Origin of the sequence: Jiella endophytica, assembly GCF_004519335.1 — a bacterium.
Taxonomy (GTDB): Bacteria; Pseudomonadota; Alphaproteobacteria; order Rhizobiales; family Rhizobiaceae; genus Jiella; species Jiella endophytica.
Map to the genome: position 1 here is coordinate 41,139 of NZ_SOZD01000011.1, position 22,866 is coordinate 64,004.

22 protein-coding genes and 1 pseudogene are annotated in these 22,866 nt (G+C 67.1%); 10 read left to right on the top strand and 13 right to left on the bottom strand.

Going from position 1 to position 22,866, the window contains the following annotated elements; all coding sequences use genetic code 11:
- Nucleotides 1–30 precede the first annotated feature (30 nt).
- On the top strand, nucleotides 31–1,935 hold the full coding sequence (locus E3C22_RS22425; protein ID WP_134764121.1) for a propionyl-CoA synthetase: 1,905 nt from the start codon (nucleotides 31–33) through the stop codon (nucleotides 1,933–1,935).
- A gap of 3 nt (nucleotides 1,936–1,938) precedes the next feature.
- On the opposite strand, the gene E3C22_RS22430 is transcribed toward E3C22_RS22425, so the two are convergent.
- Nucleotides 1,939–2,520, bottom strand: coding sequence for a histidine phosphatase family protein (locus E3C22_RS22430; RefSeq protein ID WP_245515143.1), 582 nt, complete (start codon nucleotides 2,518–2,520; stop codon nucleotides 1,939–1,941).
- A gap of 228 nt (nucleotides 2,521–2,748) precedes the next feature.
- On the opposite strand from E3C22_RS22430, the gene argB reads away from it, so the two are divergent.
- The gene (argB, locus tag E3C22_RS22435; RefSeq protein ID WP_134764122.1) at nucleotides 2,749–3,651 is read left to right on the top strand and encodes an acetylglutamate kinase; all 903 of its coding nucleotides are present in this window, start codon (nucleotides 2,749–2,751) and stop codon (nucleotides 3,649–3,651) included.
- A 170-nt stretch (nucleotides 3,652–3,821) separates the two neighbouring features.
- Here the strand turns inward: argB and E3C22_RS22440 are convergent, their stop codons facing one another.
- Nucleotides 3,822–4,766 (bottom strand): hypothetical protein, encoded by a 945-nt coding sequence (locus E3C22_RS22440; RefSeq protein WP_134764123.1) that lies wholly within the window; start codon nucleotides 4,764–4,766, stop codon nucleotides 3,822–3,824.
- A 2-nt stretch (nucleotides 4,767–4,768) separates the two neighbouring features.
- Nucleotides 4,769–4,948 (bottom strand): DUF6471 domain-containing protein, encoded by a 180-nt coding sequence (locus tag E3C22_RS22445; protein WP_134764124.1) that lies wholly within the window; start codon nucleotides 4,946–4,948, stop codon nucleotides 4,769–4,771.
- 1 nt (nucleotide 4,949) lies between these two features.
- On the opposite strand from E3C22_RS22445, the pseudogene E3C22_RS22450 reads away from it, so the two are divergent.
- A pseudogene (locus E3C22_RS22450) lies at nucleotides 4,950–5,039 on the top strand (transposase); the annotation flags it as partial.
- Nucleotides 5,040–5,346: 307 nt separating this feature from the next.
- Here the strand turns inward: E3C22_RS22450 and E3C22_RS22455 are convergent.
- The 3 genes from E3C22_RS22455 to E3C22_RS22465 all read right to left on the bottom strand — a co-directional run bounded on the left by E3C22_RS22455 (nucleotide 5,347) and on the right by E3C22_RS22465 (nucleotide 9,307).
- Nucleotides 5,347–5,754, bottom strand: coding sequence for an endonuclease domain-containing protein (locus E3C22_RS22455; RefSeq protein ID WP_342635635.1), 408 nt, complete (start codon nucleotides 5,752–5,754; stop codon nucleotides 5,347–5,349).
- A 1,164-nt stretch (nucleotides 5,755–6,918) separates the two neighbouring features.
- Nucleotides 6,919–8,088: an amidase gene (locus E3C22_RS22460; protein ID WP_134764125.1), complete on the bottom strand. Its 1,170-nt coding sequence runs from the start codon at nucleotides 8,086–8,088 to the stop codon at nucleotides 6,919–6,921.
- A 49-nt stretch (nucleotides 8,089–8,137) separates the two neighbouring features.
- Nucleotides 8,138–9,307 carry a M20 aminoacylase family protein gene (locus tag E3C22_RS22465; protein WP_134764126.1) on the bottom strand — a complete coding sequence of 390 codons (1,170 nt, stop codon included), beginning with the start codon at nucleotides 9,305–9,307 and terminating at the stop codon, nucleotides 8,138–8,140.
- Between the two features lie 193 nt (nucleotides 9,308–9,500).
- Here E3C22_RS22465 and E3C22_RS22470 point away from each other — a divergent pair, with 193 nt between their 5' ends.
- Both E3C22_RS22470 and E3C22_RS22475 read left to right on the top strand, forming a co-directional pair.
- The gene (locus tag E3C22_RS22470) at nucleotides 9,501–11,057 is read left to right on the top strand and encodes a D-alanyl-D-alanine carboxypeptidase family protein (RefSeq protein WP_245515145.1); all 1,557 of its coding nucleotides are present in this window, start codon (nucleotides 9,501–9,503) and stop codon (nucleotides 11,055–11,057) included.
- Nucleotides 11,058–11,059: 2 nt separating this feature from the next.
- Entirely contained in the window at nucleotides 11,060–12,232 is a 1,173-nt protein-coding gene (locus tag E3C22_RS22475) for a CobW family GTP-binding protein (protein WP_245515146.1), read from the top strand.
- 21 nt (nucleotides 12,233–12,253) lie between these two features.
- Here E3C22_RS22475 and E3C22_RS22480 read toward each other — a convergent pair whose 3' ends face one another.
- A complete protein-coding gene (locus E3C22_RS22480) occupies nucleotides 12,254–12,472 on the bottom strand; it encodes a sulfurtransferase TusA family protein (protein ID WP_134764128.1) in 219 nt (72 codons plus the stop codon).
- Nucleotides 12,473–12,594: 122 nt separating this feature from the next.
- On the opposite strand from E3C22_RS22480, the gene E3C22_RS22485 reads away from it, so the two are divergent.
- The 3 genes from E3C22_RS22485 to aroQ all read left to right on the top strand — a co-directional run bounded on the left by E3C22_RS22485 (nucleotide 12,595) and on the right by aroQ (nucleotide 15,087).
- Entirely contained in the window at nucleotides 12,595–13,149 is a 555-nt protein-coding gene (locus E3C22_RS22485; protein WP_134764129.1) for a DUF924 family protein, read from the top strand.
- A gap of 126 nt (nucleotides 13,150–13,275) precedes the next feature.
- Nucleotides 13,276–14,580, top strand: coding sequence for a GNAT family N-acetyltransferase (locus E3C22_RS22490; protein WP_245515147.1), 1,305 nt, complete (start codon nucleotides 13,276–13,278; stop codon nucleotides 14,578–14,580).
- A 63-nt stretch (nucleotides 14,581–14,643) separates the two neighbouring features.
- Nucleotides 14,644–15,087 carry a type II 3-dehydroquinate dehydratase gene (aroQ, locus tag E3C22_RS22495; protein WP_134764130.1) on the top strand — a complete coding sequence of 148 codons (444 nt, stop codon included), beginning with the start codon at nucleotides 14,644–14,646 and terminating at the stop codon, nucleotides 15,085–15,087.
- Nucleotides 15,088–15,168: 81 nt separating this feature from the next.
- Here the strand turns inward: aroQ and E3C22_RS22500 are convergent, their stop codons facing one another.
- The 4 genes from E3C22_RS22500 to E3C22_RS22515 all read right to left on the bottom strand — a co-directional run bounded on the left by E3C22_RS22500 (nucleotide 15,169) and on the right by E3C22_RS22515 (nucleotide 19,633).
- Entirely contained in the window at nucleotides 15,169–15,939 is a 771-nt protein-coding gene (locus tag E3C22_RS22500; protein ID WP_245515148.1) for a glutamine amidotransferase, read from the bottom strand.
- Nucleotides 15,940–16,099: 160 nt separating this feature from the next.
- Nucleotides 16,100–16,558 (bottom strand): tellurite resistance TerB family protein, encoded by a 459-nt coding sequence (locus E3C22_RS22505; RefSeq protein ID WP_134764132.1) that lies wholly within the window; start codon nucleotides 16,556–16,558, stop codon nucleotides 16,100–16,102.
- A 51-nt stretch (nucleotides 16,559–16,609) separates the two neighbouring features.
- Nucleotides 16,610–18,241, bottom strand: coding sequence for a heme biosynthesis protein HemY (locus E3C22_RS22510; RefSeq protein ID WP_134764133.1), 1,632 nt, complete (start codon nucleotides 18,239–18,241; stop codon nucleotides 16,610–16,612).
- Nucleotides 18,242–18,256: 15 nt separating this feature from the next.
- Nucleotides 18,257–19,633: a hypothetical protein gene (locus E3C22_RS22515; RefSeq protein WP_134764134.1), complete on the bottom strand. Its 1,377-nt coding sequence runs from the start codon at nucleotides 19,631–19,633 to the stop codon at nucleotides 18,257–18,259.
- On the opposite strand from E3C22_RS22515, the gene E3C22_RS22520 reads away from it, so the two are divergent.
- Complete coding sequence (locus E3C22_RS22520) at nucleotides 19,632–20,255, top strand: hypothetical protein (RefSeq protein ID WP_134764135.1); 624 nt, start codon at nucleotides 19,632–19,634, stop codon at nucleotides 20,253–20,255. The genes E3C22_RS22515 and E3C22_RS22520 overlap by 2 nt on opposite strands.
- Nucleotides 20,256–20,261: 6 nt before the next feature.
- On the opposite strand, the gene E3C22_RS22525 is transcribed toward E3C22_RS22520, so the two are convergent.
- Both E3C22_RS22525 and hemC read right to left on the bottom strand, forming a co-directional pair.
- A complete protein-coding gene (locus tag E3C22_RS22525) occupies nucleotides 20,262–20,966 on the bottom strand; it encodes a uroporphyrinogen-III synthase (RefSeq protein WP_134764136.1) in 705 nt (234 codons plus the stop codon).
- Between the two features lie 7 nt (nucleotides 20,967–20,973).
- Entirely contained in the window at nucleotides 20,974–21,912 is a 939-nt protein-coding gene (hemC, locus tag E3C22_RS22530; protein ID WP_134764137.1) for a hydroxymethylbilane synthase, read from the bottom strand.
- Between the two features lie 204 nt (nucleotides 21,913–22,116).
- Here hemC and E3C22_RS22535 point away from each other — a divergent pair, with 204 nt between their 5' ends.
- Nucleotides 22,117–22,749: a hypothetical protein gene (locus E3C22_RS22535; protein WP_134764138.1), complete on the top strand. Its 633-nt coding sequence runs from the start codon at nucleotides 22,117–22,119 to the stop codon at nucleotides 22,747–22,749.
- The last annotated feature ends 117 nt before the right edge of the window (nucleotides 22,750–22,866 follow it).

Below are 22,866 nucleotides of genomic sequence, written 5' to 3' on the forward strand. Positions count from 1 at the left end.
TCGGGAGAGGTCGGACCGGGGAGGAACGCGATGACCAGCCGCTATCAGGACATTCACGCCGCTTGGCGAAGCGACCCGTTCGGCTTCTGGCTGGAAGCCGCCAAGGGTCTCGACTGGACGACGCCGCCGACAACGGCGTTCGACGCGGGGGCCGGCGTCTATGGCCGCTGGTTCCCCGATGGCGAGCTCAACACCTGCCACAATGCCGTCGACCGGCATGTCGCGAGCGGCCGCGGCGAACAGGCGGCGATCATCCACGATTCCCCCGTCACGGGAACCGGCCGGACGATCACCTACGGCGAGCTCCTTGCCGAGGTGAAGGCTCTCGCCCTCACTCTGACCGAATTCGGCGTCGGCAAGGGCGACCGGGTTATCGTCTATATGCCGATGATCCCCGAGGCGATCTTCGCCATGCTCGCCTGCGCCCGCATCGGCGCGATCCATTCCGTCGTCTTCGGGGGCTTCGCTGCCAAGGAGCTCGCCGCGCGCATCGACGACGCTGTGCCGAAGCTCATTCTCTCGGCAAGCTGCGGCATCGAGCCGGCCCGCAAGGTCGAATACAAGCCGCTGCTCGACAAGGCGATCGAGCTCGCCGCGCACAAGCCGGACGCCGTCATCCTGAAGCAGCGGCCGCAGCTGACCGCAAGCCTCGTCGAGGGCCGCGACTTCGACTGGGAGGCGCTTCGCGGCAAGGCCATGGCGAAGCTCGAGGCAGGTGCGCAGTCGCCCTGCGTGCCCGTCAAGGCGACCGACCCGCTCTATGTCCTCTACACCTCCGGCACCACCGGCAAGCCGAAGGGCGTCGTACGCGACAATGGCGGCCACGCCGTCTCGCTGCACTGGTCGTTGAAGAACATCTTCGACACCGACGCCGGCGAGACCTTCTTCTGCGCCTCCGATGTCGGCTGGGTCGTCGGCCACTGCTACATCGTCTATGCGCCGCTCATCCGCGGCGCGACGTCGATCCTCTTCGAGGGCAAGCCGATCGGCACCCCCGACGCCGGCACCTACTGGCGCGTCGTCGCCGAGCATGGCGCCAAGGTGCTGTTCACGGCGCCGACCGCCATCCGCGGCATCCGCAAGGAGGATCCCGACGGCGAAATGCCGAAGCGCTACGACCTGTCGAAGTTTTCCGCCCTGTTCCTTGCCGGCGAACGCGCCGATCCGGAAACCATCATCTGGGCGGAAAAGGCCCTCGACCGGCCGGTGATCGACCATTGGTGGCAGACCGAATCCGGCTGGCCGATGGCCGCCAATCCCCTCGGCCTCGGGCTTCTTCCGATCAAGCGCGGCAGCCCGACCGTGGCGATGCCGGGCTTCGACATCACCATCCTCGATCCGATGGGAACGCCCGTCGCGGCAAACGAGATGGGCGCCATCGCGGTGAAGCTGCCGCTGCCGCCCGGCGCGCTGCCGACCCTCTGGAACGCCGATGACCGCTTCCGGGAAAGCTACCTCACCGAATTTCCCGGCTACTACTCGACCTCTGATGCCGGCTTCCTCGACGAGGACGGCTATCTCTATGTGATGGGCCGCACCGACGACGTCATCAACGTCGCCGGCCATCGCCTGTCGACCGGCGAGATGGAGGAGGCCGTCGGCAGCCACCCCGCCGTCGCCGAATGCGCCGTCATCGGCATGCATGACGATCTGAAGGGCGAGATCCCCTGCGGCTTCGTCGTCCTGAAGAAGGGCGCCGGCCTCGACCGGCGGGAGATCGAGGCAGACCTCGTCAGGATCGTGCGCGAGCAGATCGGTCCGGTCGCCGCCTTCCGCCAGGTGCTGGTGGTCGACCGGCTGCCGAAGACTCGCTCCGGCAAGATCCTGCGGCGCACCATCAAGGCGATCGTCGACGACAAGCCCTTCGACGTGCCGGCAACCATCGAGGATCCGGCGGCGCTCGACGAGATCAGGGCGATCGTCGCAAGTCGGTAGGGCTCATTCCGTCTCGATCCGCCCGTCGACCCTGACCTTGCCGTCGTCGCCGAGCGAAATCACCACGATCTCGCCCGACGCCGGATAGACGCCGGTGAGCGCGGTGATGTTGACCTGATGGGAGACCAGCGCTGCCTTCATCCCGGCGGCGTCGAGTTCGAAGAGGCGCGCCTTCAGGGCCTCGGTCTGCCGGTCGCGGTCGCCCCGGTTGCCGAAGAAGGAATTGAGCGCCGGCTCGGCCTCGGTCGGCCCGAAGCCGAGACGCTCGGCCGTCTCTCTTGCCCGGCACCATTGGCTTGTGAGCACGGTGTCGATGGGCACCGCGTTCGCCTTCAACGCCGCCCCGATCCGCTCCGCCTGCCCGCGTCCTTCATCCGAGAGGTTGCGCTGGGTCGAGCAGTCGCCGAGGGTGAAGTTCGCCGGATCGCCGGTTCCCGGCGCGATGGCGTGGCGCATCAGGAGATGGGTGCCCTTTGCCCGCGCCGCCTCCCAGGCATCGGCAGCCTTCGCCGGCACTGCAGTCGCCATGGCGACCGCAGCAAGCGCCGCGGCGATCGCCGCCGCCACCGTTCCTTTCGTGAACAATCCTCGCATCGCCCGCTCGCCGCCCGTTGCCGTTGCTTGTCGCTTCGCAGGCAATTCGGGCGCGCCTCGCCCCTCGCCAGCCCGGCCGCGCCAACGATTTGGTGAGGCCCGCCGTGATCGCCGCCCGCAAACCCGTGAAAGACCGCACGAAGGCTGGTTCCGCTTGCAAGGATTATTGGCTAGAACGCCGCCGACCAGCCGCGCGAACCTTTCGTTCCGGAGCCCGCCATGACCGACGATGCGACCAGAGCCGACAACGGCGAAACCAGAGCCCGGGTGCTCGCCGAGGCCCTGCCCTACATGCAGGCCTACGAGAACAAGACGGTCGTCGTGAAATATGGCGGCCACGCCATGGGCGACCCGTCGCTCGGCCAGGCGTTTGCCCGCGACATCGCGCTGCTCAAGCAGTCCGGCGTCAACCCGATCGTCGTCCATGGCGGCGGGCCGCAGATCGGCCGGATGCTCTCGCAGATGGGCATCGAATCGCGCTTCGAGGGCGGGCTTCGGGTGACCGACGAGGAGACGGTGAAGATCGTCGAGATGGTCCTTGCCGGATCGATCAACAAGGAGATCGTCGCCCTCATCAATGCCGAGGGCGAATGGGCGATCGGGCTCTGCGGCAAGGACGGCAACATGGTCTTCGCCGAAAAGGCGCGAAAGACCGTCGTCGACCCGGATTCCAACATCGAGCGGGTGCTCGATCTCGGCTTCGTCGGCGAGCCCGTCGAGGTCGACCGCACGCTGCTCGACCTTCTCGCTCGCTCGGAGATGATCCCGGTGATCGCGCCCGTCGCCCCCGGCCGCGACGGCGCCACCTACAACATCAATGCCGACACCTTTGCCGGCGCCATAGCAGGCGCTCTGGAAGCCTCGCGCCTGCTCTTTCTCACCGACGTTCCCGGCGTCCTCGACAAGTCCGGCGAGCTGATCAAGGAGCTCTCGGTCGCCGAGGCGAAGAACCTCATCCGCAACGGCACGATCTCCGGCGGGATGATCCCCAAGGTCGAAACCTGCATCGAGGCGATCGAGCGCGGCGTCGAGGGAGTCGTCATCCTCAACGGCAAGACCCAGCACTCGGTGCTGCTGGAGCTTTTGACGGAGCACGGGGCGGGAACGCTGATCGTGAGGTGACTAAAGGGGCCGCGAAGGCTCCTCCCGCCGATCTCGAAACGAAGCCACCACGCTGCAACGTCTGCCGGCACGGGCGCCCCTTTCTCCCCATTGCGGGAGAGAAAGCCTTTTCGCGCCTTTCGACAGCAAATGCACTAATCCCCCGTTCGCCATGGGGGGCTGAATGGCTTTTACTCTGCATGATCACCACCGGGTCTGTAAGAGCAGTCCCAGCTATAACGGGGGCTATCACCCCAATCTCTATGCTCGCCTGGATTGAAGTTTTTTCTCACGTCAATACAGACATTCAAAGATTTCGCGGTCTGTCCGATCACCGATTCTCCCGCAGCCTCATAAAGAACGGCCACGACAATGTTCGACTTTACCCACATAATTCCATTATTTGCCTCGAAATCTTGAATTTCGATCGACTCATCAGCTTTAATTTCTACATTCGCGATTATAGTAGATTGTTCGCCCGGCATCATAATTTCACTGATAAACCAAGGAAACTCATTGTATTTCTCTTTTTCTACAATGTGATTGTCATTTAATATATAATCATCTCGATATTTGAATATTTTGTAACAATATCTGGCTGGTCTATTGCCAATATTTTCTACGGTAATCTTGATCGGCGCAACTATGTCGTCTTCTTGCACTCTTCTTGTAGCGAACTCGTCCCCTGCAACGCACATAAGTTTTATCCAAGCCCGCGTTTGCGCTTGGCCAATGCGTCTGGTTTCGAGAAGAGTTTTTCTAACGTAAAGAACGCCAATGGAGGCAGCGATAAGCGATAGAGCGCCGATTATACTGCCTGTGATGGTCGCCGCTTTGGTCCACTCAGCGGCTTGCCATTGAGCGCTCAGACCGCTGTAGGCGCGTGCATCTTCGGCATAGTTTTGTTTGGATGCCTTATAGCATTCAATTGCCTTTTCGACGGACGCCTCGTTGATACATTTTTCGTAGCCTTTCTTGGAAGCGTTCTCTGAAGCGCGTTCGGAATTGTAGCGTTCTCTTGCAATTTCGCTTCCCTGTAGGAAAGCGAAATTGAACGCCATCACAGCGATGAGCATCAATCCGATCGCTGTGATTATCCAAGGCGCAGCGTCTCCACGCCAACTACGGTCAGACATTGCTATAAAAATCCAGCGGTGAATTCTCCCCGGCTCACTTTATTCCGCAGGTTGCGTTCGTTCTCGTCAACACCGATCTCACCCAGCCGCTTGACAAGCGGCGCATATGTCACGCTTCGCCGGGCCACCTCGCCCCGAATGATCCCTTTTGCCTTCTCTTCCCAACCCGTCCGTTCAACCATGAAAGCGATCCGCTGGGCTGAGACCAACGGTGAGGCCGTCTGCCCGTGCTGCGGCTGCATCGATACCTACGAGATCAGCACCCGTCGCCGTTCAAGTGCGCTGCCATACCTGCGACACTGGGGCGTAGAGCGCCCTCTCTCCCCTTCGCGGGCGAGAAAGTCATTCCAAGGAGTTGGGCCGAGCGTGCGAGGTCAAACCTTGAGAATGACAAGAGAGGGGTGTCCCCGCTCAAACCGTCGTCCGCGCGGACGGATGGAGCGGCGGAGTGGCATCAATGCCGCGAGCAACCCTGACGCGGTGAAACCCCTCACTTGCGATTTCTATCGCTTGGCTTCGCCAAGACGATGAAATCGCTTTCTCTCCCGCAAGGGGGAGAGAGGGCGCCCCGCCGCTGCCGTCAGCGCCTTTCGATCCGCGATCGAGCGGCGACAAGCACCGTCGCAAGCACCTTGTCGACATCGTCGAGCACCGTCTCGTTTGCAAAGCGCAGGGTGAGATATCCCGCTTCCGCAAAGGCCGCGTCCCGCCGCGTATCGCGCGAACGCGCCGCCACTGTCCCATCATGCTGCCAGCCGTCGATCTCGACGATCAGCTTCGCCTCGTAGCAGACGAAATCGACGATGAAGCCGAGCATCGGCACCTGCCGGCGAAATTTCAGCCCGCCGAGCCGTACCGCCTTGACGCCATACCAGAACGCCCGTTCCGCCGGTGTCGGATCAAGTCGCATCCGCTTCGCAAAACGGCGATGCTTTGGGTTGATGGGTGCATGCATTGCCATGAAGAGAAGTGCAACCCAGAACGGCATCGATTGCAATGCGTCGCTGCGCCTTCGGCACGCGCGCCCTCTCTCCCCTTCGCGGGAGAGAAAGTCATTCCAAGGAGTTGGGCCGAGCGAAGCAAGGTCCAAACCTTGAGAATGACAAGAGAGGGGTGTCCCCGCTCAAACCGTCGTCCGCGCGGACGGATGGAGCGGAGTGGCATCAATACCGCCAGCAACCCTGACGCGGTGAAACCCCTCACTTGCGATTTCTATCACTTGGCTTCGCCAAGACGATGAAATCGCTTTCTCTCCCGCAATGGGGAGAGAGGGCGCCTCGTTCGGCCCCGTAAATATCTTGCTCACGACTTTTCTCTAACTTGCTGATTTTATTATATTCCGCAAATATTCCTGTCCCCACCCCTGCTAACCGTGCGCACAATCCCCTCATCGCCGGTTCACCCCATCCAGTCGACGGGAACCGGGCACGGGCGCTCACCGGGAGCGTCTGCGGGCCGGCGATGCGGTCTCCGCGCCGTTCCTTCTTCCGGAGAAGGAGCGTCCCGGACGGCCTCCTGGTGCCGCTGGTCCCTCGCGTAATACGGCGCGGGCGCGGATCGGTCCGCTTGAGGTCGCCGTGCTGAAAAGGCACTGGCGGGTGAAGAGCCAGCCGCCACCGGAACCCGTCGATCAGGCGGGCGACGGTCCATGGAGGCAGGAAAAGAGCCGCGCGGTGCGCCGGAGGCGAGCCGGAAAACGTGTGACTACCACGGAGGGCTTGCCTCCGGTGCACCGCCGCCCGAGTGCCAACGGCACGATTGGCGGCGACAGGGCCCACCAGCGAGGCCGAAGGCCGAAGCTTTAGGTGGGACAGAGAATCGGCCCACCAGCGACGAGCTTCGCGAGGAGCTTAAGGGTGGGACAGACAGGGGCCCGCCAGCGAGGCCGAAGGCCGAAGCTTAAGGGCGGGACAGGCAGGGGCCCGCCAGCGACGAGTTCCACGAGGAGCTTAAGGGCGGGACAGAGAATCCTCCCGGCCGCAACGCGGCGCGGGAACGCGAAACCGTGGGCGCCAACACCGGCAGGAAAGAGCGCAATCCTCCCCGCTTCGTCATTCTCGGGCCCCGTCCCGAGAATCCAGGGGCGGTTGCCGCAAACGGCCGAGGAAGACTCGGCGCGGAAACGATCAGGCGTGCGCGAATGGAACCGCCCTCACCCCTTCAGCGCCACCGCCAGCTTCACCAGCGACAGGTCGCTGCCCCGCGGGCCGATCAGCGAGACGCCATAGGGGGCGCCGTCGACCTTGCCCGCCGGAAGCGTCACCTGCGGCAGGCCGGCGAGGCCGGCGATGCAGAGGAGCTTCATCGCCGCCGGGCGGAAGCTCTCGTGCATGTCCGGTCCGGCGTCGCGGGCAAACGGCGCATCGTGGACGCAAGGGGCGAGCAGCACGCCGTCTGAGCCGAGGATCTCGTCGAGTTTTGCCCGGACGGTTTCGCGGAGCGCGATCGAGGCTGCGACGGCATCCTCCGAAAGGCCTCTCGCAAAGGCGACCCGCTCGGCAAGGCCGGCGATCAGCGGCGCGCCCGAGGCGTCGAGGAACGGCACGACCGCCTTGAGCGCCTCGGCCGACTGGAGGATGCGGAAGGCGTCATGGGCAGCGTCCGCGCCGCCCTCCGGATAGACGGAAACCTCGCTCGCCTCGACGGAGGCGAAGGCCGCGTCGTAGACGGCGCGCTGCGCCTCGCCGAGCCGCGCCACCATGTCGGCCGGGCGCATCAGCCGTGGGCGATCGGGGAGCGGCGCCGTATCGCCGCCGCCGATCACCGCGAAGGCGCTGCGCAGGGTCTCGCCGTCGCGGGCGAAGAGGCCGCAGGTGTCGAAGCTCGCGGCCAGTTCCATGCAGCCTTCCAGCGACACCCGGCCATGGGTCGGGCGGATGCCCCAGAGGCCGCAGAAGCTCGCCGGCGCTCGCACCGAGCCGCCGGTATCGGTTCCGACCGAGATGTCGACGAGGCCGGCCGCCACGGCTGCCGCGGATCCCGAAGAGGAACCGCCGGTGATCCGGTCCGGCGCTGCGGCGTTGATCGGCCCGCCGAAATGCGGGTTGAGGCCGTAGAGAGACCAGGCAAGCTCGTCGGTATGGGTCTTGCCGGCAAACTCCGCGCCGGCATCGAGCAGCGCCTGGACGGCGGGTGCGGTGGTCTCGGCGATCGGGCTCGCGGCGAGCCGCAGCGGGTTGCCGCAGCCGGTGCGATAGCCGGCAACGTCGAAGATGTCCTTGACCGCCAGGGTCATGCCGGCAAGCGGCCCCTCGGGGGCGCTCGCCACCGGGATCGCATGATAGGGCATGAAGGCGCGAACGGGATCGTCGGCGATGAGCATGGAAAGCCTTTCGGATGTTGGATGCGGGCCGGAGCGGCGTGGCGCCGGATTATCGCAGCGGCAGCGCCTTTTCGACGAGCCGCACCCAGTAGCTGGAGCCGGCGACCAGCGCCTCGTCGGAAAAGTCGTAGGTCGCGGTGTGAAGGCCGGAGGTGTCGCCGTTGCCGATGAAGACGTAGGCGCCGGGCTTTGCCTCCAGCATGTAGGAGAAATCCTCGCCGGCGAGCAGCGGCGCCGCATTGGCGTCGACATTGCCGGGGCCGACGATGTCCATCGCGACCTCGGCGCAGAAGTCGCTCTCGGCGGCGTCGTTGACGGTGACGGGATAGTTGCGGTCCCAGTCGACGTCGGCCGCAAGGCCGTGGACCGCGGCGATGCCGGCGGCGATCTCGCGGATGCGGCGCTCGGCAAGGTCGCGCATCTCGGTGTCGAGCGCCCGCACCGTGCCGGAGACGAGAGCATTGTCGGGAATGACGTTGTGGGCAAAGCCGCCGTGGAACTGCGTCACCGAGACAACCAGCGACTTCAACGGATCGGTGTTGCGCGAGACGATCGCCTGCAGGGCCTGGACCAGCGCCGCGCCGGCAAGGATCGGATCGGCCGAGCGCTGCGGCATCGCCGCATGGCTGCCGCGGCCCTTGAGGGTGATGGCGAATTCGTCGGTCGAAGCCATGATGGCGCCGTGACGCATGCCGAACTTGCCGACCGCCAGGCCGGGCAGATTGTGCATGCCGTAGACCTGGGAGACCGGAAAGCGCTCGAAGAGGCCGTCCTCGATCATCGCCTTGCCGCCGGCGCCGCCCTCCTCGGCCGGCTGGAAGATCAGCGCCACCGAACCGGAGAAGCCGCGGGTCTCGGCAAGGCCCTTGGCGGCGCCGAGCAGCATCGCGGTGTGGCCGTCATGGCCGCAGGCATGCATCGCGCCGGGCCGTTCGGAGGCATAGGGCAGCCCGGTCTCCTCGACGATCGGCAGCGCGTCCATGTCGGCCCTCAGCCCGATCATCCGGCCGCCTGGCCCTTCGCGGCCGTGGATCACGCCGACGACTCCGGTCCGCCCGATGCCCGTCGTCACCTCGTCGCAGCCGAAGTCCCGTAAGCGCGCCTCGACGAAAGCCGCCGTGTCCGTAACGTCATAGAGCAGTTCCGGCTGGGCATGGAGGGTGCGACGCCAGGCTTCGATCTCTGGCCTTAAGGCGGCGATTCGGTTACTGACGGGCATGATCCGTTTCCATTTGAGGCATGTACCGGCAACAGCGCCGGGAATGGCGAGCCGCGACGCTGCCGGCCGGGATTGCGGCCGGGCTGCTGCCAAGGGGCGACGCCTTTCGCAGTGCGACATGGCCCGCCCTGCCTGTCAACGGGCCGGCCCGGCAGCCGTTCATTTCGCCGACGACGAATTGCGGGAGAAACACGTGGTGAGATCGTCCCTCTTCGAGCGTTTCTGCTGCGGCGCGGTGGCGGCCCTCTTTGCGGCCTGCCTCGCCATCCCGGCACCGGCCGCGGCGAAACAGGTCGCCGTGCCGACCCCGAAGCCCGTCATCGCCGGTGAAACGCCGGCCGGCGAGCCGGCCGCGCCGCAGCCACCTGCCGAACCCGAGACGCCGGCCGCGTCCGAGACCGAAGCGGCGCCCGAGGAAACGCCGGCGGCCGAGGTGGCGAACCATCCGGCATCGAGCATCGTGGTCGACGTCGCGACGGGGAAGGTGCTTTCCGAGCACAACGCCACCGAGCGCCGCTATCCGGCCTCGACCACCAAGCTGATGACCGTCTATCTGGCGCTCAAGGCGCTGCGGGAAGGAACCGTCTCGCTCGATTCGCCGGTCATCGTCACCCGTCTCGCCGCCGCCCAGGCGCCGGCCAAGATGGGCTATCCCGCCGGCTCGGTGATCCGCCTCGACAATGCGATGAAGATGATGCTGGTGAAATCGGCGAACGACATCGCCATGGCGATCGGCCAGAGTCTCGCCCATGAGTCGGAAGAGGGCTTCGTCGACATAATGAATGCCGAGGCGGCGCGCCTCGGGATGAAGGACACCCACTTCGTCAATCCAAACGGCCTGCCCCAGGACGGGCAGCATTCCAGCGCCAAGGATCTCGCCATCCTCGCCATCCAGATCCGCCGCGAATTCCCGGCCTTTTCCGGCTATTTCGACATCGAGGCGATCACCAACGGCAAATACGTCATGAAGAACGGCAACAAGCTGCTCGGCCGTTTCGAGGGCGCCGACGGCATGAAGACCGGCTATATCTGCGCTTCGGGTTTCAACCTCGTCTCGTCGGCGACCCGCGACGGCCGCACGCTGGTCGCCGTCGTTCTCGGCGCCAACGGCACGATCAAGCGCGAGCGGCTCTCGGCGGCAATCCTGCAGGCGGGCTTCGAGACCGACCTTGCGACCAAGACCCAGACCGTCGACCAGCTGCCGACCTCGCCCGGCGAGGTGATCGACATTTCGGACTATATCTGCGGCGCCAAGGGCCGCAGCGCCCGCGCCGCCGAGCGCGGCGAGGAGAAGGACCGGGACGAGAAATTCGGCTCGCCTTATTTGACCGAGATGCAGCGCCCGCCGGTCACCGTGAAGGTCGGCCTCGGCGGCGCGGCGGGCAACGAGCTCGTCGATGCCGGCGTCTCGATCATCGCCAATTACGGCATTCCGATCCCGACGCCGCGGCCGACCCCGCCGGCGCCCGAGAGCATCGCCACCGACGGCAGCGCGCCGGACGGTGCGGCAACGCCCGCGGAGCCCGGTGAGGCCTCGGTCGACACGCCGCTTCCCGCCGCCGAGACGCCGCCGGACAAGCCCTCGGCGGCCAACGCCTATACCAGCGGGACGCTGCGGTCGTCATTCCCGCTCGGCGTCCACAGCCCGATGGCCAAGCGCGGGCCGCGGCTCGACGCGGAGCCCGGCTTCGACCTCAGGGCCGCGGGTTTCGGCCGCCAGCCGGCGGCTGCCGAAGAGGGCGGAGACTGACTGTGGCATCCGAAGGCAACGCGGCCCGCGGTGCGATCCGGCTGACGCTGCTGACCGGCTTTCTCGGTGCCGGCAAGACCAGCCTTCTCAACCGCCTGATCGGCGATCCGGCGCTTTCCGGCGCCGCCGTCGTCGTCAACGAATTCGGCGAGGCGGCGATCGATCCGCTGCTGATCGAGGCGGTTTCCAGCGACGGCGTGATCTCGCTCTCCAATGGCTGCCTCTGCTGCACGGTGCGGGGCGAGCTGGTCGACACCCTCGCAGACCTCGCCGCCAGGGGGGCGCAGACGCCGGCCCGGGTCGTCGTCGAGACGACGGGCCTTGCCGATCCGGGGCCGATCCTCGCGGCAATCATGTCCCATCCGGTCCTGGCGGAAACCTACTCCCTCGACGGCGTCGTCACGGTGGTCGACGGGGTGCACGGCAGCGCGACGCTTGCCGACCATGTCGACAGCCGGCGGCAGGTCGCCGTCGCCGACAGGATCGTCCTTTCCAAGACCGACCTCGCCTCGGCGGAAATGCTCGACACCCTGCGGCAAGCCCTGCAAGGACTGAACCCGCGCGCACCGATCGTCGATGCGGCGACCATCGAGGGCGCCGAGGGCATTCTGGTCGGCTGCGGCCTTGCCGATTCCCTCAAGCGCGGCGAAGGCTTCGCCGCCTGGCTCGGCGAGGCTGGTGACCGCCCGCAGGGCGCCACTCACAGCCATCATTCGCCTGATAAGCCGCATGGCCGCGAGCAGCATGACCATGATCACCATCATGGCCACGGCCATGCGCACGAACACCGGCATGACGGCATCCGCTCGTTCTCGCTGGAGACCGACCGCCCGATCCCGTTCGACGCGATTTCAAGTTTCCTGGAGATCCTGACCGAGACCGCCGGCAGGAAGATCCTCCGGATGAAGGGCGTCGTCCAGCTCGCCGAAAATTCGGGCAGGCCGCTGGTGCTGCACGGCGTCCAGGGCTTTCTTCATCCACCGGCGCAGCTGCCCGGCTGGCCAAGCGGGACGCCGCCGCAGACGCGCATCGTGCTGATCGGCCAGGGTCTCGACGAGCGTTACGCGCGCGATCTCTTCTCCGCCTTTACCGGCGGCATCGCGCCCGACACCGCCGACCGCGCGGCCATCGAAGTCAATCCGCTGGCAGTTCCCGGCATGCGCTTTTCCGGCTGATCCGGCAGCAACGCGCTCCCGTCATCCCGCGACGATGACGAAGCGCCGAAAGCTGCCCTCCTCCACGCTCTCGACCAGTTGGTGACCGTCCTCGCGGCAGAGATGCGCGATGTCGATCGCCGCCAGCGGATCGTCGGCGAGCACCGTCAGCCGCTTGCCCGTCGCCATCGTCGCCAGCCGCCTTGCGGTCCTAAGCGCCGGCAAGGGGCAGCGCAGGCCGCGCAGATCGAGTTCCGCCATGGGTTTGCCTGCCTTCGAGCGCAGAAGTGATTCCACTGTGATACCGCGATGTGTTGCCTATGTTCCGGACGCGCGGCCCGCAAGCGCCGCGATGTGAGAGCCTTTTCGAGAGAACTGTGAAAATGCCGCACGCCTTTGCGCCCGACCCGCAGACCATCATCGATTTCTGGCGGGAGGCCGGGCCCGAGAAATGGTTCGGGAAGGACGCCGCTTTCGACGAGACGATCCGCCAGCGCTTCGGCGATCTCTACGAGATGGCTGCCCGCGGCGAACTCGACGACTGGGCGAAGACCGCCAGCGGGGCGCTCGCCCTCGTCATCCTGCTCGACCAGTTTCCGCGCAACATGTTCCGCGACACGCCGCTCGCCTTCGCCACCGACGGCAAGGCTCTCGAGATTGCCCGCATGGCGCTGGCGCGGGGCGATCACGAGACTGTCGCCGAAGACGTCAACCAGTTCCTGGTGCTGCCGCTGATGCATTCCGAAGCGCTTGCCGATCAGGAGGACTGCGTCGCCTGGATGGCGCGGATCGGCGATCCCGACAACGTCAAATTCGCCGAGCTGCATCGCGACATCATCGCCGACTATGGCCGGTTCCCGCATCGCAACGCTCTCCTCGGGCGTGAAACCAGCGAAGCCGAGCAGGCGTATCTGGACGGCGGCGGCTTTTCCGGCTGAGACGGCCGCCGCCATGCGACGAAATCTTAAGGCCCGTAGATGACAATTGCCGCAGCGGCATGAGCCGTACGAAAATCGCCGGACGTGTGAACCAGTATGTCGAGTATGGAGTGCGCACCCAAGGGGATGGGCGAGATTTCCGGTCCAGCCTCGACAGCCGTCGCGAAAGCCGAGGCCTTCGGCCCGGCCGGCGCGGCCTTGACGGGTGCGGGCGCGACCCCGCCGGACGAGGCGGTGCCGGCGGTCCTCGACATGGCGGTCGCGCGCAGCGGCGGCACTCGCCGCTTCACCATCTACAGGCCGGAACAGGCGTTCTCGCTGATCGGCGAATTGCAGCATCTCTCCCGCCGATCGATCGAGCCCAACGTCTTCTTCGACCCCCGCTTCTTCGTGCCGGCGATGCCGCGTCTCGACGATCGCAGCGTGCGGCTGATGGTGCTGCGCGACGAGGGCCCGTCGCACAGCCGGCTGCGGCTGCTGATGCCCTATACTGTGGAGCGGACGTCGATGCTGCGCGGCGTCGCGACCATCCGCGCCTGGGTTCACCCCTTCGGCCGCCTCGGCACGCTGCCCCTCGACGGCGATGATCCGGAAGAGACGCTGCGCGGCTTCTTCGACATGCTGGCGGCGCCCGAAGCCGGCCTGCCCGACATTCTCGTCCTGCCCGAGACACGCACCGACGGCCCCTTCGCCGCGGCGATCCGTGCCGTCACGGCGGCGGCGGGACTGCCGATCGCCACCGTCGGCGCCTTCGAGAGGGCGGGCCTCGTCAAGTCGGATGCCGCCGACTACCTGTCCATGCCGCCAAGCGCGCCGCGCCGCCGCCGCGAACTTTCGCGCCAGCGCCGGCTTTTGCAGGCGCAAGGTCCGGTCAGCTTCAAGGTGGCGCGCGAAGCGCAGAGCGTTCGCAAGGCGCTCGAGGATTTTCTCGCCCTCGAGGCCAGCGGCTGGAAGGGCAAGGCGCGCAGCGCGATGATCCTCGACCGCTATCGCGCCGCCTTCGCCCGCGAATCGGTGAATGCGCTCGCCGAGGACGGCCGCTCCCGGGTCTATACGCTGATGGTCGGCGAGCGACCGGTGGCGAGCCTCGTCGCGCTGATCCAGGCGGGCCAGGCCTTCGCCTGGAAGATGGCCTATGACGAGGAATTCGCGAAGGCGTCTCCGGGCCAGCAGCTGATCGCCGAGACCACCCGCGCCCTGATTGCCGACCCGGCGATCAAATCCGCCGACTCCTGCGCCATGCCGGACCATTTCGTGATGAACCGCTTCTGGCCGGAGCGGCTGCCGCTGGCGACCTTCGTCATCGGACTGAAGCCCGGCAGCGAGACGCGCGTAGCTGCCGCCGTCAAGGGGATCGCCCGCGGCAGCCGCTCGCGCAATCTCGTCCGCCTTGCCCGCGAATGGGTTTCGGACACAGTGTTCCGCGGCTGACCCGGCTGCCGCCGGCGCGCCTTGCCTCTTGCCATCGCCGGCCGGGCGCGTCTAAGTCGCGCCATGGCGACGATCTTCTGCATCCACGGTCCCAACCTCAACCTGCTCGGCAAGCGCCAGCCGGAGGTCTACGGTTTCGAGACCCTTGCCGACATCGAGGCGCGGCTGCAGCCGCTGGCAGGCGAACTCGGCCATGATCTGCGCTGCCTGCAGTCGAACCGCGAATACGAGATCATCGACTGGATCCACGAGGCGCGCGACAAAACAGCCGCGATCATCATCAATCCCGGCGCGTTCAGCCATACCTCGGTGGCGATCCTCGACGCCCTCAACGCCTATGACGGCGTCGTCCTCGAGGTGCATATCTCGAACATCCACAAGCGCGAGAGCTTCCGCCACCACTCCTTCGTCTCCGGCCGGGCGGAGGGCGTCATCGCCGGATTCGGCACCAGAGGCTACGACTTCGCGCTCACCCGAGCGGCGGAACTGATTGCTGCCAAGGCCTGACGGCGTAGGGCGCAGGTCTCTTGAGGCCCGGCCAGCCCCGCATCGCGCAAGGACGATCAGCCCAGCGGGTCGAGGGGCGCGTCAGGCGGCTTTTTCGTCAGCGTGACGGCCGAAGGTCCGGGCGAGGAACGTCTCCAGCCAGCGCAGCACCGGCGCGTCATAGATGCCGCGGCCGTCGAAATGCGCCCGCCGCGCCTGGGCGCCCGGCAGCCGCAGCCGCTCGTGGCCACGGGTGGTCCAGCGGTGCATCATCGCGAGCGTGAGCTCGGCGTGAAACTGCACGGCATAGGCGGCCGGACCGTACTGGAAGGCCTGGTTCGGATACCAGTCGCCGGCGGCGAGCAGCCGCGCACCCCGCGGCAGGTCGAAGCCTTCGCGGTGCCACTGATAGATCATCTGCGGCCAGTTTCGAACGACCTGACGGCCTTCCGGCGTCGAATGCAGCGGATAGTAGCCGATCTCGGCGAGACCGTCGGGATGCGACTGCACCTTGGCGCCGAGATGCTTGGCGAGCATCTGGGCGCCGAGACAGATGCCGAGGAACGGCCGCTCCTCGCGCAGCGGCACCTTCATCCATTCGAGCTCGGCCCGGATGTAGTCGTGGGTGTCGTTGGCGCTCGGCGGGCCGCCGAAGACGATCGCGCCGCGATGCTCGTCGAGGGTCTCGGGGAGCGGCTGGCCGAGGACCGGACGCCGGATGTCCAGCCTGACGTCGTGGCGCTGCAGCACCTGACCGACCCGGCCGGGCGTCGATCCTTCCTGATGCAGGACGATGAGGACGGGCCGCTCGTCGGTCCCGTCGAGAATGTAGTCCGGCTCCCCGAGGCCGTGAGGGGCTGCCGCTTCGTTCATCGCCGAATGCTCGTGATATGCCATGGCTCGATGCTGCGACCTGATCGCTGCGGTTCAAATCAAAGGCTCTGCGGATCCCCGACCTACGCCCGAGGCAGCGCCGTTGCAAGAGAAGCAAGAAGCGTGCCCGCGCCGGCTCCCCTCGGAGAGACTGCCGCCGCTACTCGCCGACCCTGCTCGCCGCCTCGTGCTTCATCAGCATCCGGTCGCGCGTCGAGACCCCGAGCAGTTCGGCAATGCGCCAGATCAGGTTGTCCTCGAGTTCGTGGACCTCGCCGTCGGCATAGGTCACCTCCCAGAGCATCTCGACGAAGCGGATGCGGTGTTCCTCGTCGAGTTCGCGCTTCAGGATCGAGGTGAAATGATAGAGGTCGACGGACTGCTGGTCGGCCCGCTTGCCCTCCCCCGCCAGTCGCTGGGCCTCCGCCGCCGACAGGCCGAACTCCTCGCCGAGGACGTCGACCAGACGCCGACGCTCGGAATCGGTGACGATGCCGTCGGCCTCGATGATGTGGAAGAGCAGCGCCGCGCTCGCCACCTTGACGTCGTCGGCACCGCTCGCCTGTTCACGCCCCTCGTCGCCGAGAGCGCGAAAGAAGCTCTTGATCGCATCGAACATTGATTTTTACCCTGCCACACGCGCCACGTCGGAAGCTGCTTCGGCCGAAGGTCAGCCGAAGCGGGCCTCCTTGCGCTCCTCGCTGCTGCGGCCGAATTCGGGCTTCGACGCCGTCTTGCCCGGCTTCGCATCCCGCGCCGGCTGCTGTTCCGCGCCATTGGCAGCGCCTGCGCCATGGGCCATCGTCTCGGCCGGCTTCGGCTCGCCAGGCAGGTATTTTGGCGACGCCTCTTCTCTTTTGGCGGTGTCGGCGGACTTCGCTTCGTCGGCCGGTGCCGGCTTGTCCAGCGTCTTCGGCGCGGCGGCTGCGCTGCCGCCAGGAGCGTCCGCCGCCTCGGCGTCGATCGTTTCCGCCGGTGTCTCCTCGTCCAGCACGTGAGCTCTTGCGGCGATCACCCGCTGCGGCGGCGACTTCCACTCGAAGGCGTCGAGGCGACCGGTGACCGGCGAGACCGGCGCCCAGTGCTCGGACACGACGCCGTCGGCGGTCCAGGCCGGATCGCGCGGCGCGCGGATCGCCTTGGCCATCCACTCGCGCACCCGGCCGACCTCGCCGGTATCGGCCTCCTCGATGTCGGCGAGAAGCAGATAGACGCTCTCGCGCGGCTCGATCTCGGCGGCTTCGAGGGCCGACTGGCGGGCGAGCTTCAGTTCGTTCGCGTCGAGCGCCGCCCGGGCGAGGCAGAGCGCCGATTCGACATTACCCGGCCTGAGGCTCGCGAGGTGACGCGCCCGTTTCAGCCGGTCCTCGACGGAATCGCCTGCCCGCGCCGAGACATAGGCTTCGGCGACTTCCGGATGCGGGCCATAGGTCCAGCTCTTCTCCAGAACCTTGACGCCCTTCCTGAGATCGCCGAGCCGGAAACAGGCCTGTGCCGCCACCAGCGCGGCCGGAACCAGCTCCGGCGCCAGGCTGTGGGCCTCCAGCGCCGCCGCCTTGGCGCTCTTCGGATCGGCCTCGACGCAGTCCATCGCCTTGGCGGTCAACAGCACCGCACGGGTCCGCTTGGATTCGTCCCGGTCGACGAGGCGGGTGTTCTTCTGCGCCTCCAGGATATGCATCGCGCCGTCCCAGTCCCCGGCGAGCGACTTGCCCTCGAGCACCGCGCCGCCGGCCCAGGGAACATGCGGTGCCAGACGCACCGCGCGGTCGGCATAAAAGCGCGCGGCGGATTCGTCGCCCACCCGCTCGGCTTCGAGATAGAGGCCGCGCATGGCGAGAAGCCGCGTCTCGGGGTCGCGCTCCATCGCCTGGAACACCGACCGGGCATGGGCATGGTCGCCCTCGATCATCGCCGTCTGCGCGTCGAGGAAGCGGATCAGCGGCTCCCGGCGCTGGTCGAGAAGCTTCTGGCTCTGCTTGGTCATCTTCCGGGCGAGGATCGCGTCACCGGCGCCGGCGGCGATGATGCCGCTCGACAGCGCGTGATAGCCCTTGTCGCGGCGCCGCCCGTCCCACCAGTTGCCGATCGTGTGCGGGGTGCGGAAGAAGGCCGAGATCAGCCAGACGACGATCAGCGAGGCGACGACGAAGCAGCCGAGGACGAGCAGGAACACCAGCATCGAGGTATTCACCGTCTGCCCCAGCCAGTCGAAGGTCACCGAGCCGGGATTGTCCGCCAGCCAGCCGAAACCGAGCGACAGCGCCAGGATGATGAGAAAGAAGGCGAGGATACGCAGCATGTGTTTTTCCCGGGGCTAGCCCTGATTGGCGGGTTCGGCGGCGTCCGGCGACTGCGGCTGCGGGCCGGCAATCGCACCGGAGAGCGTCGACGAGACGATCTCCTCGGCCGTCAGCCGGGCCTTGACCTTGTCGGCGAAGTCGGCGCTGGCGGATTTTGCGTCGTCCGGCAGGGTCTGCCATTCCGACTGGAAGGCCTTGAGATCGCCGGAGCGCATTGCCGCGTCCAGTCGCGACAGCGTCGCGTCGTCGCTCTTGTCCGAGGGCGGCGCCGAATTGGACGAGCGGACCTGCACCAGCGACTTCAGTCCGGCCATGAACTGGTCGCCGACCGGGGCGCTCGGCTGCGGCGGGGACAGGGCGTCGGCGATCTTCCGTTCGACCGACGGCCACTGCTCGGCCAGCTCCCGCTCGGAGGGAACGCCGTCGGCGGCGAAGGTCCTCAGGCTCTCGGTCGCCTCCCCGGAACCCGTCGTCTTGGCAAAGGTCTCGAGCTGCTCGGCGAAGGGATTGCCGGAATCGATCGCCGATTTGAGGTTGGCGGCGGCAAGCGCGGTCGCGGCACGCTTGTTCGCCTCCTCGATCGCCGCGACTCGGTCTTCCAGCTTTGGCAAGCTGTCGTTCAGCTTCGCGCTGGCGGCGTCGGCCGTTTCTTTCGCTTCACCGGCAGTCGTCGCGGCCTGTTTCGCGGCGTCGCTTGCCGACTGCGCAGTCGATTGCGCGCCGTTCGCCGTCTCCTGGGCATTGGTGGCGGCCTGCTGCGCGCCCCCCGCCGTCTGGTTCGCCGCAGCCGCCTGTTTCAGCGCATCGGCGGCGTCACGGGAGGTGCGGTCGCTGGCATCCATCAGCGCCGTCGCCGACTGCTGGGCGGCGGTGGCGGCCTTTTCGGCGCCTTGGGCGGTCTGTCCCGCGGCATCGGCCGACTGCTTGATTGCCGCAATCTCCGCCGTCGAACTCTCGATCGTGTCGAGACGCTTCTCGATGCCGGAAAGGTCGACAGGCTCGCCGCCCGAGGCCGTTCCGGCCGCGCCGATCTCCTCGCGCAGCTTGGCGATCTCGTCGTTGACCGACTTCAGCGCATCCTCTGTCGCATAAGCGTTGGCGGCCGTCTGCGGCGGAGTTCCGAAGCCCGGCAGCCAGCCGTTGGCGACGAAGATCGACGCGCCGGCGAGGGCCAGCACCGCGCCGAGGATCGCCGCCCCGATGATGCCGCCGATGCCCGGACCGCCGGAGCGGCCTGCCGGCGGCGGGGCACTCGGCGCGCCGCGCCCGGTGCCCGTCGACGAGGCTGCGGCAGGGGTCGGCGTCGGCCTTGCAGCGCTGGCGGCAGCAGCCGATGCGCCAGCGGCGGACGAGACGCCCGACGGCGCCGGGCTCTGAGTGCCCGAAGCCATGCTCTTCGCCGCCGATGGTGACGTCCCGGCCGGAGCGGCGGCAGTCGCTGTCTTCGCCGCCGCCGGCTCGCCCTTGTTCAGCTTCGAGGGATTTGCGGCAGCGCTGGCGAGCCCAGCCTTCGACGGCGCAGTGGCTGAGGCCGCCGCCGCGCTCGGCTTCGATGCCGCGGTGGCCGCGGCAGAGGATGCGGGCGCTGCGCCAGCCGCAGGCGGCTTCGAGGCGGACGAAGGGGCCGCCGATGACGGTGGCGCCGACGCAGCGGGCTTTGACGAGGCGGAGGCCGGGGACGCCGGCGTCGGGGAAGTCGCCGCACCTTTCACCGGAGCCTGCGCCGTCGGTTGTGCGGCCGCCGTGGCAGTGCTCTTGTCGGGTTTGGCGGCGGGCGTTGCCGTCGTCTTCTCGCCTTCACTCACAGTCGTCTTCTTTTCCGCCTTGAGATCGATCGTCTGGCCTCGCGTCTTCGTCGGTCGCGATCGCCGGGGACGGTTGGTCATAGCGTCAGCTCCATGCTCGCAGTCCGGGCGGCGGATCGCGGGAGCAACCCGTCACCGCCATTCGGCCTTCGTCCATTGGTCCTTCATTCGTGCGCATGGCGCAAGCGCCGTGTTCGTCTTCTCGTGATGTAGGTTAGCCTATGAGTTCGAAAAGCGAGGCGAGGCTCGGCCTGGCTGAAACAAGGACATCCTCTCGCAGGAATTGCGGCAGCGCCTCGCAAATCCGGCTCGAAAGCGCCAGAAGCTTGGGTGGCGGCGCGAAATACTGCGGCATCGCGTCCACCATCCTGCCATAGCCCTCCGCCTGCCCTGCCGAGAGGAGCAGCACCACGTCCGGCGGGCCGCCGATCAAGAGGCTGCGCACCATGCCTTCGCTCACTGTCACCGGCAGGATGTCGTAGACCTCCCAGATCCGGCAGGCGATGCCGGCCTTCTCCATCGCGCGTTCGAGCGTGCCGGTCCGCCGCCGGCCAGCGGCATAGAGCAGCGTGTCGCCGGCCGTGATGCCGCTGGCGAGCGCCAGCCGCCCCATGGTCGCGGCGGCGCCTTCCGCCACCCGGACATTGGCAAAGCCGGCATCGGTGGCCGTCTCGCCGGTGGCGGCGCCGACCACGAAGAGCGGGCGCGAATCGCTTGAGAACGCTTCGGCCAGCGCCGGGATCGCCCGGGCGCTCGTCGCGGCAAAACCCGCGGCCCCCTCGCCCGCCGTTCCGGCCGGCGCATGGGTCTCGACGGTGCGCTCCAGCGGCAGCATCAGCGGCTGATGGCCAAGGGAGGCGAGATGCCCCGCCGTGCGTTCGGCTTCGGCCGCCTCGCGCAGGATCAGGACGCGCGCCACGAAGGGTTCAGTCCGCCCAGCCGTCGAAGAAGCCCGGCCCCGCCGCCTCCAGCACCGTGCGCCCGGCGAGCCTGCCGATCACCTCGGCATCCTCGACGACGCCGGTCCGGCGGGTCTCGTGCATCTCGCTGCCGTCGGGCGTCAGGATCATGCCGTGCAGCGTCAGCGTGCCGTCCTCGCCGAGCGTCGCATGGGCGGCGATCGGGGTCCGGCAGGAGCCGTCGAGCTCGGCGAGAAAGGCGCGCTCGGCGGTCGAGGCGATCGTCGTCGCCCGATCGGCGAGCGGTGCGACGAGTTCTTCGATCCGCCGGTCGCCGACGCGGCTCTGAATGACCAGCGTGCCCTGCCCCGGCGCCGGTGGGAAGGTCTCGAGGTCGAGGGTCTCGGTGGCGATATGCGCCATGTCCATGCGGTTGAGCCCGGCGATTGCCAGGAGCGTCGCGTCGGCCTGGCCCTCTTCGAGCTTTCTCAGCCGCGTCTGGACGTTGCCGCGGAAGGTAACGACTCGAAGATCCGGGCGCATCCGCTTCAGCATCGCCTGGCGCCGCAGCGAGGCCGAGCCGACCACTGCGCCTTGCGGAAGCTCGGCGATCGTCGGTGCCGCCCGGCCGATGAGGACGTCGCGCACGTCCTCGCGAGGCAGGAAGGCGGACATCTCCAGCCCGTCCGGTTGCGCCGTCGCCATGTCCTTCAGGCAGTGAACGGCAAAGTCGATCCGCTCCTCGATCAGCGCCCGCTCGATCTCCTTGGTGAAAAGGCCCTTGCCGCCGACCTCGGAAAGCGGACGGTCGAGGATGCGGTCGCCGGAGGTGGAGATCACCTCGATCGCGAAGGCGTCCTCGGGCAGGTCGTGGGCCGCCATCAGCTTGGCGCGCACCTCGCTGGCCTGCACCAGCGCGAGCTGGCTGCCGCGGGTGCCGATCCTGATCGTCCTGTCGCTCGCCATCGCCTGCCGCTCCGCCCCCTTGAAAAGTCTTCTTCGTAAGCCTGCAACTTAGGTCGTGACGCCGCGGCGCGACACCATTTTTCTCGGCGTTTTTCGATCCCGCCTGCGGTCCGGCCCGACGATCACGTTCTCGCGTTCGTGTTGCGCCTGCGAAGCCGGCGGCGAAGTCAGTCAGGCAAACAACATCCGATTGGATATCATCTCATGCAGCTTTCATTTGCACGCCGCGCGGCGCTCGCCTGTGTCCTTAGCCTCGGCACGGCAACCGTCTTCATCCCCGCGGCCTTCGCGCAATCCTCCGGCCAGCCGCAACGGGTGCGGGGAACGATCGAGTCGCTGTCCGACACGACCCTGACGGTCAAGTCCCGCGAGGGCGACAGCGTCGCGATCACCCTCAAGCCGGACTACAGGATCGCCGGGATCGCCAAGGCCTCCATCGCCGACATCAAGAAGGGCGACTTCGTCGGCGTCGCCTCGGTTCCCGGATCGAGCGGCGGCAACAACGCGGTCGAAGTGCTGATCTTTCCCGCCGCCATGGCCGGCACCGGCGAGGGCAGCTATCCGTGGGACCTCGAGCCGAACTCCACGATGACCAATGCGACCGTCTCCAACAAGGTCGAGAATGCCGACGGCCGCAAGCTCACTCTGACCTATCCCGCCGGCGAGAAGACGATCTCGCTGCCGGAGAACATCCCGGTCGTCACCTTCGCCAAGGCCGGAAAAGCCGATCTCAAGCCGGGCGCGGCGGTCTTCGTGCCGGGTGAGAAGGCGTCCGACGGAGAGATCTCCACGAGCACCGTCGTCGTCGGCAACCAGGGCGTCGTTCCGCCGATGTGATCCCGCGGCCTCCGCGATCAACCGACGTCGTCAGATGTCAGCCGGCCGGGGCGACCGTCCCGGCCGGCAGCGTTTGAAGATTGGTGCGAGGACGCGGGCTCGGACGATGCTCCGACC

Excerpts from the sequence above, each read along its gene's own strand:
- E3C22_RS22425 (WP_134764121.1), top strand. The coding sequence starts at position 31 with ATGACCAGCCGCTATCAGGACATTCACGCCGCTTGGCGAAGCGACCCG.
- argB (WP_134764122.1), top strand. The coding sequence starts at position 2,749 with ATGACCGACGATGCGACCAGAGCCGACAACGGCGAAACCAGAGCCCGG.
- E3C22_RS22440 (WP_134764123.1), bottom strand. The coding sequence starts at position 4,766 with ATGTCTGACCGTAGTTGGCGTGGAGACGCTGCGCCTTGGATAATCACA.
- E3C22_RS22445 (WP_134764124.1), bottom strand. The coding sequence starts at position 4,948 with ATGGTTGAACGGACGGGTTGGGAAGAGAAGGCAAAAGGGATCATTCGG.
- E3C22_RS22455 (WP_342635635.1), bottom strand. The coding sequence starts at position 5,754 with ATGCCGTTCTGGGTTGCACTTCTCTTCATGGCAATGCATGCACCCATC.
- E3C22_RS22460 (WP_134764125.1), bottom strand. The coding sequence starts at position 8,088 with ATGCTCATCGCCGACGATCCCGTTCGCGCCTTCATGCCCTATCATGCG.
- E3C22_RS22465 (WP_134764126.1), bottom strand. The coding sequence starts at position 9,307 with ATGCCCGTCAGTAACCGAATCGCCGCCTTAAGGCCAGAGATCGAAGCC.
- E3C22_RS22480 (WP_134764128.1), bottom strand. The coding sequence starts at position 12,472 with ATGGCGGAACTCGATCTGCGCGGCCTGCGCTGCCCCTTGCCGGCGCTT.
- E3C22_RS22485 (WP_134764129.1), top strand. The coding sequence starts at position 12,595 with ATGCCGCACGCCTTTGCGCCCGACCCGCAGACCATCATCGATTTCTGG.
- E3C22_RS22490 (WP_245515147.1), top strand. The coding sequence starts at position 13,276 with ATGGGCGAGATTTCCGGTCCAGCCTCGACAGCCGTCGCGAAAGCCGAG.
- aroQ (WP_134764130.1), top strand. The coding sequence starts at position 14,644 with ATGGCGACGATCTTCTGCATCCACGGTCCCAACCTCAACCTGCTCGGC.
- E3C22_RS22500 (WP_245515148.1), bottom strand. The coding sequence starts at position 15,939 with ATGAACGAAGCGGCAGCCCCTCACGGCCTCGGGGAGCCGGACTACATT.
- E3C22_RS22505 (WP_134764132.1), bottom strand. The coding sequence starts at position 16,558 with ATGTTCGATGCGATCAAGAGCTTCTTTCGCGCTCTCGGCGACGAGGGG.
- E3C22_RS22510 (WP_134764133.1), bottom strand. The coding sequence starts at position 18,241 with ATGCTGCGTATCCTCGCCTTCTTTCTCATCATCCTGGCGCTGTCGCTC.
- E3C22_RS22520 (WP_134764135.1), top strand. The coding sequence starts at position 19,632 with ATGCTCTTCGCCGCCGATGGTGACGTCCCGGCCGGAGCGGCGGCAGTC.
- E3C22_RS22515 (WP_134764134.1), bottom strand. The coding sequence starts at position 19,633 with ATGGCTTCGGGCACTCAGAGCCCGGCGCCGTCGGGCGTCTCGTCCGCC.
- hemC (WP_134764137.1), bottom strand. The coding sequence starts at position 21,912 with ATGGCGAGCGACAGGACGATCAGGATCGGCACCCGCGGCAGCCAGCTC.
- E3C22_RS22535 (WP_134764138.1), top strand. The coding sequence starts at position 22,117 with ATGCAGCTTTCATTTGCACGCCGCGCGGCGCTCGCCTGTGTCCTTAGC.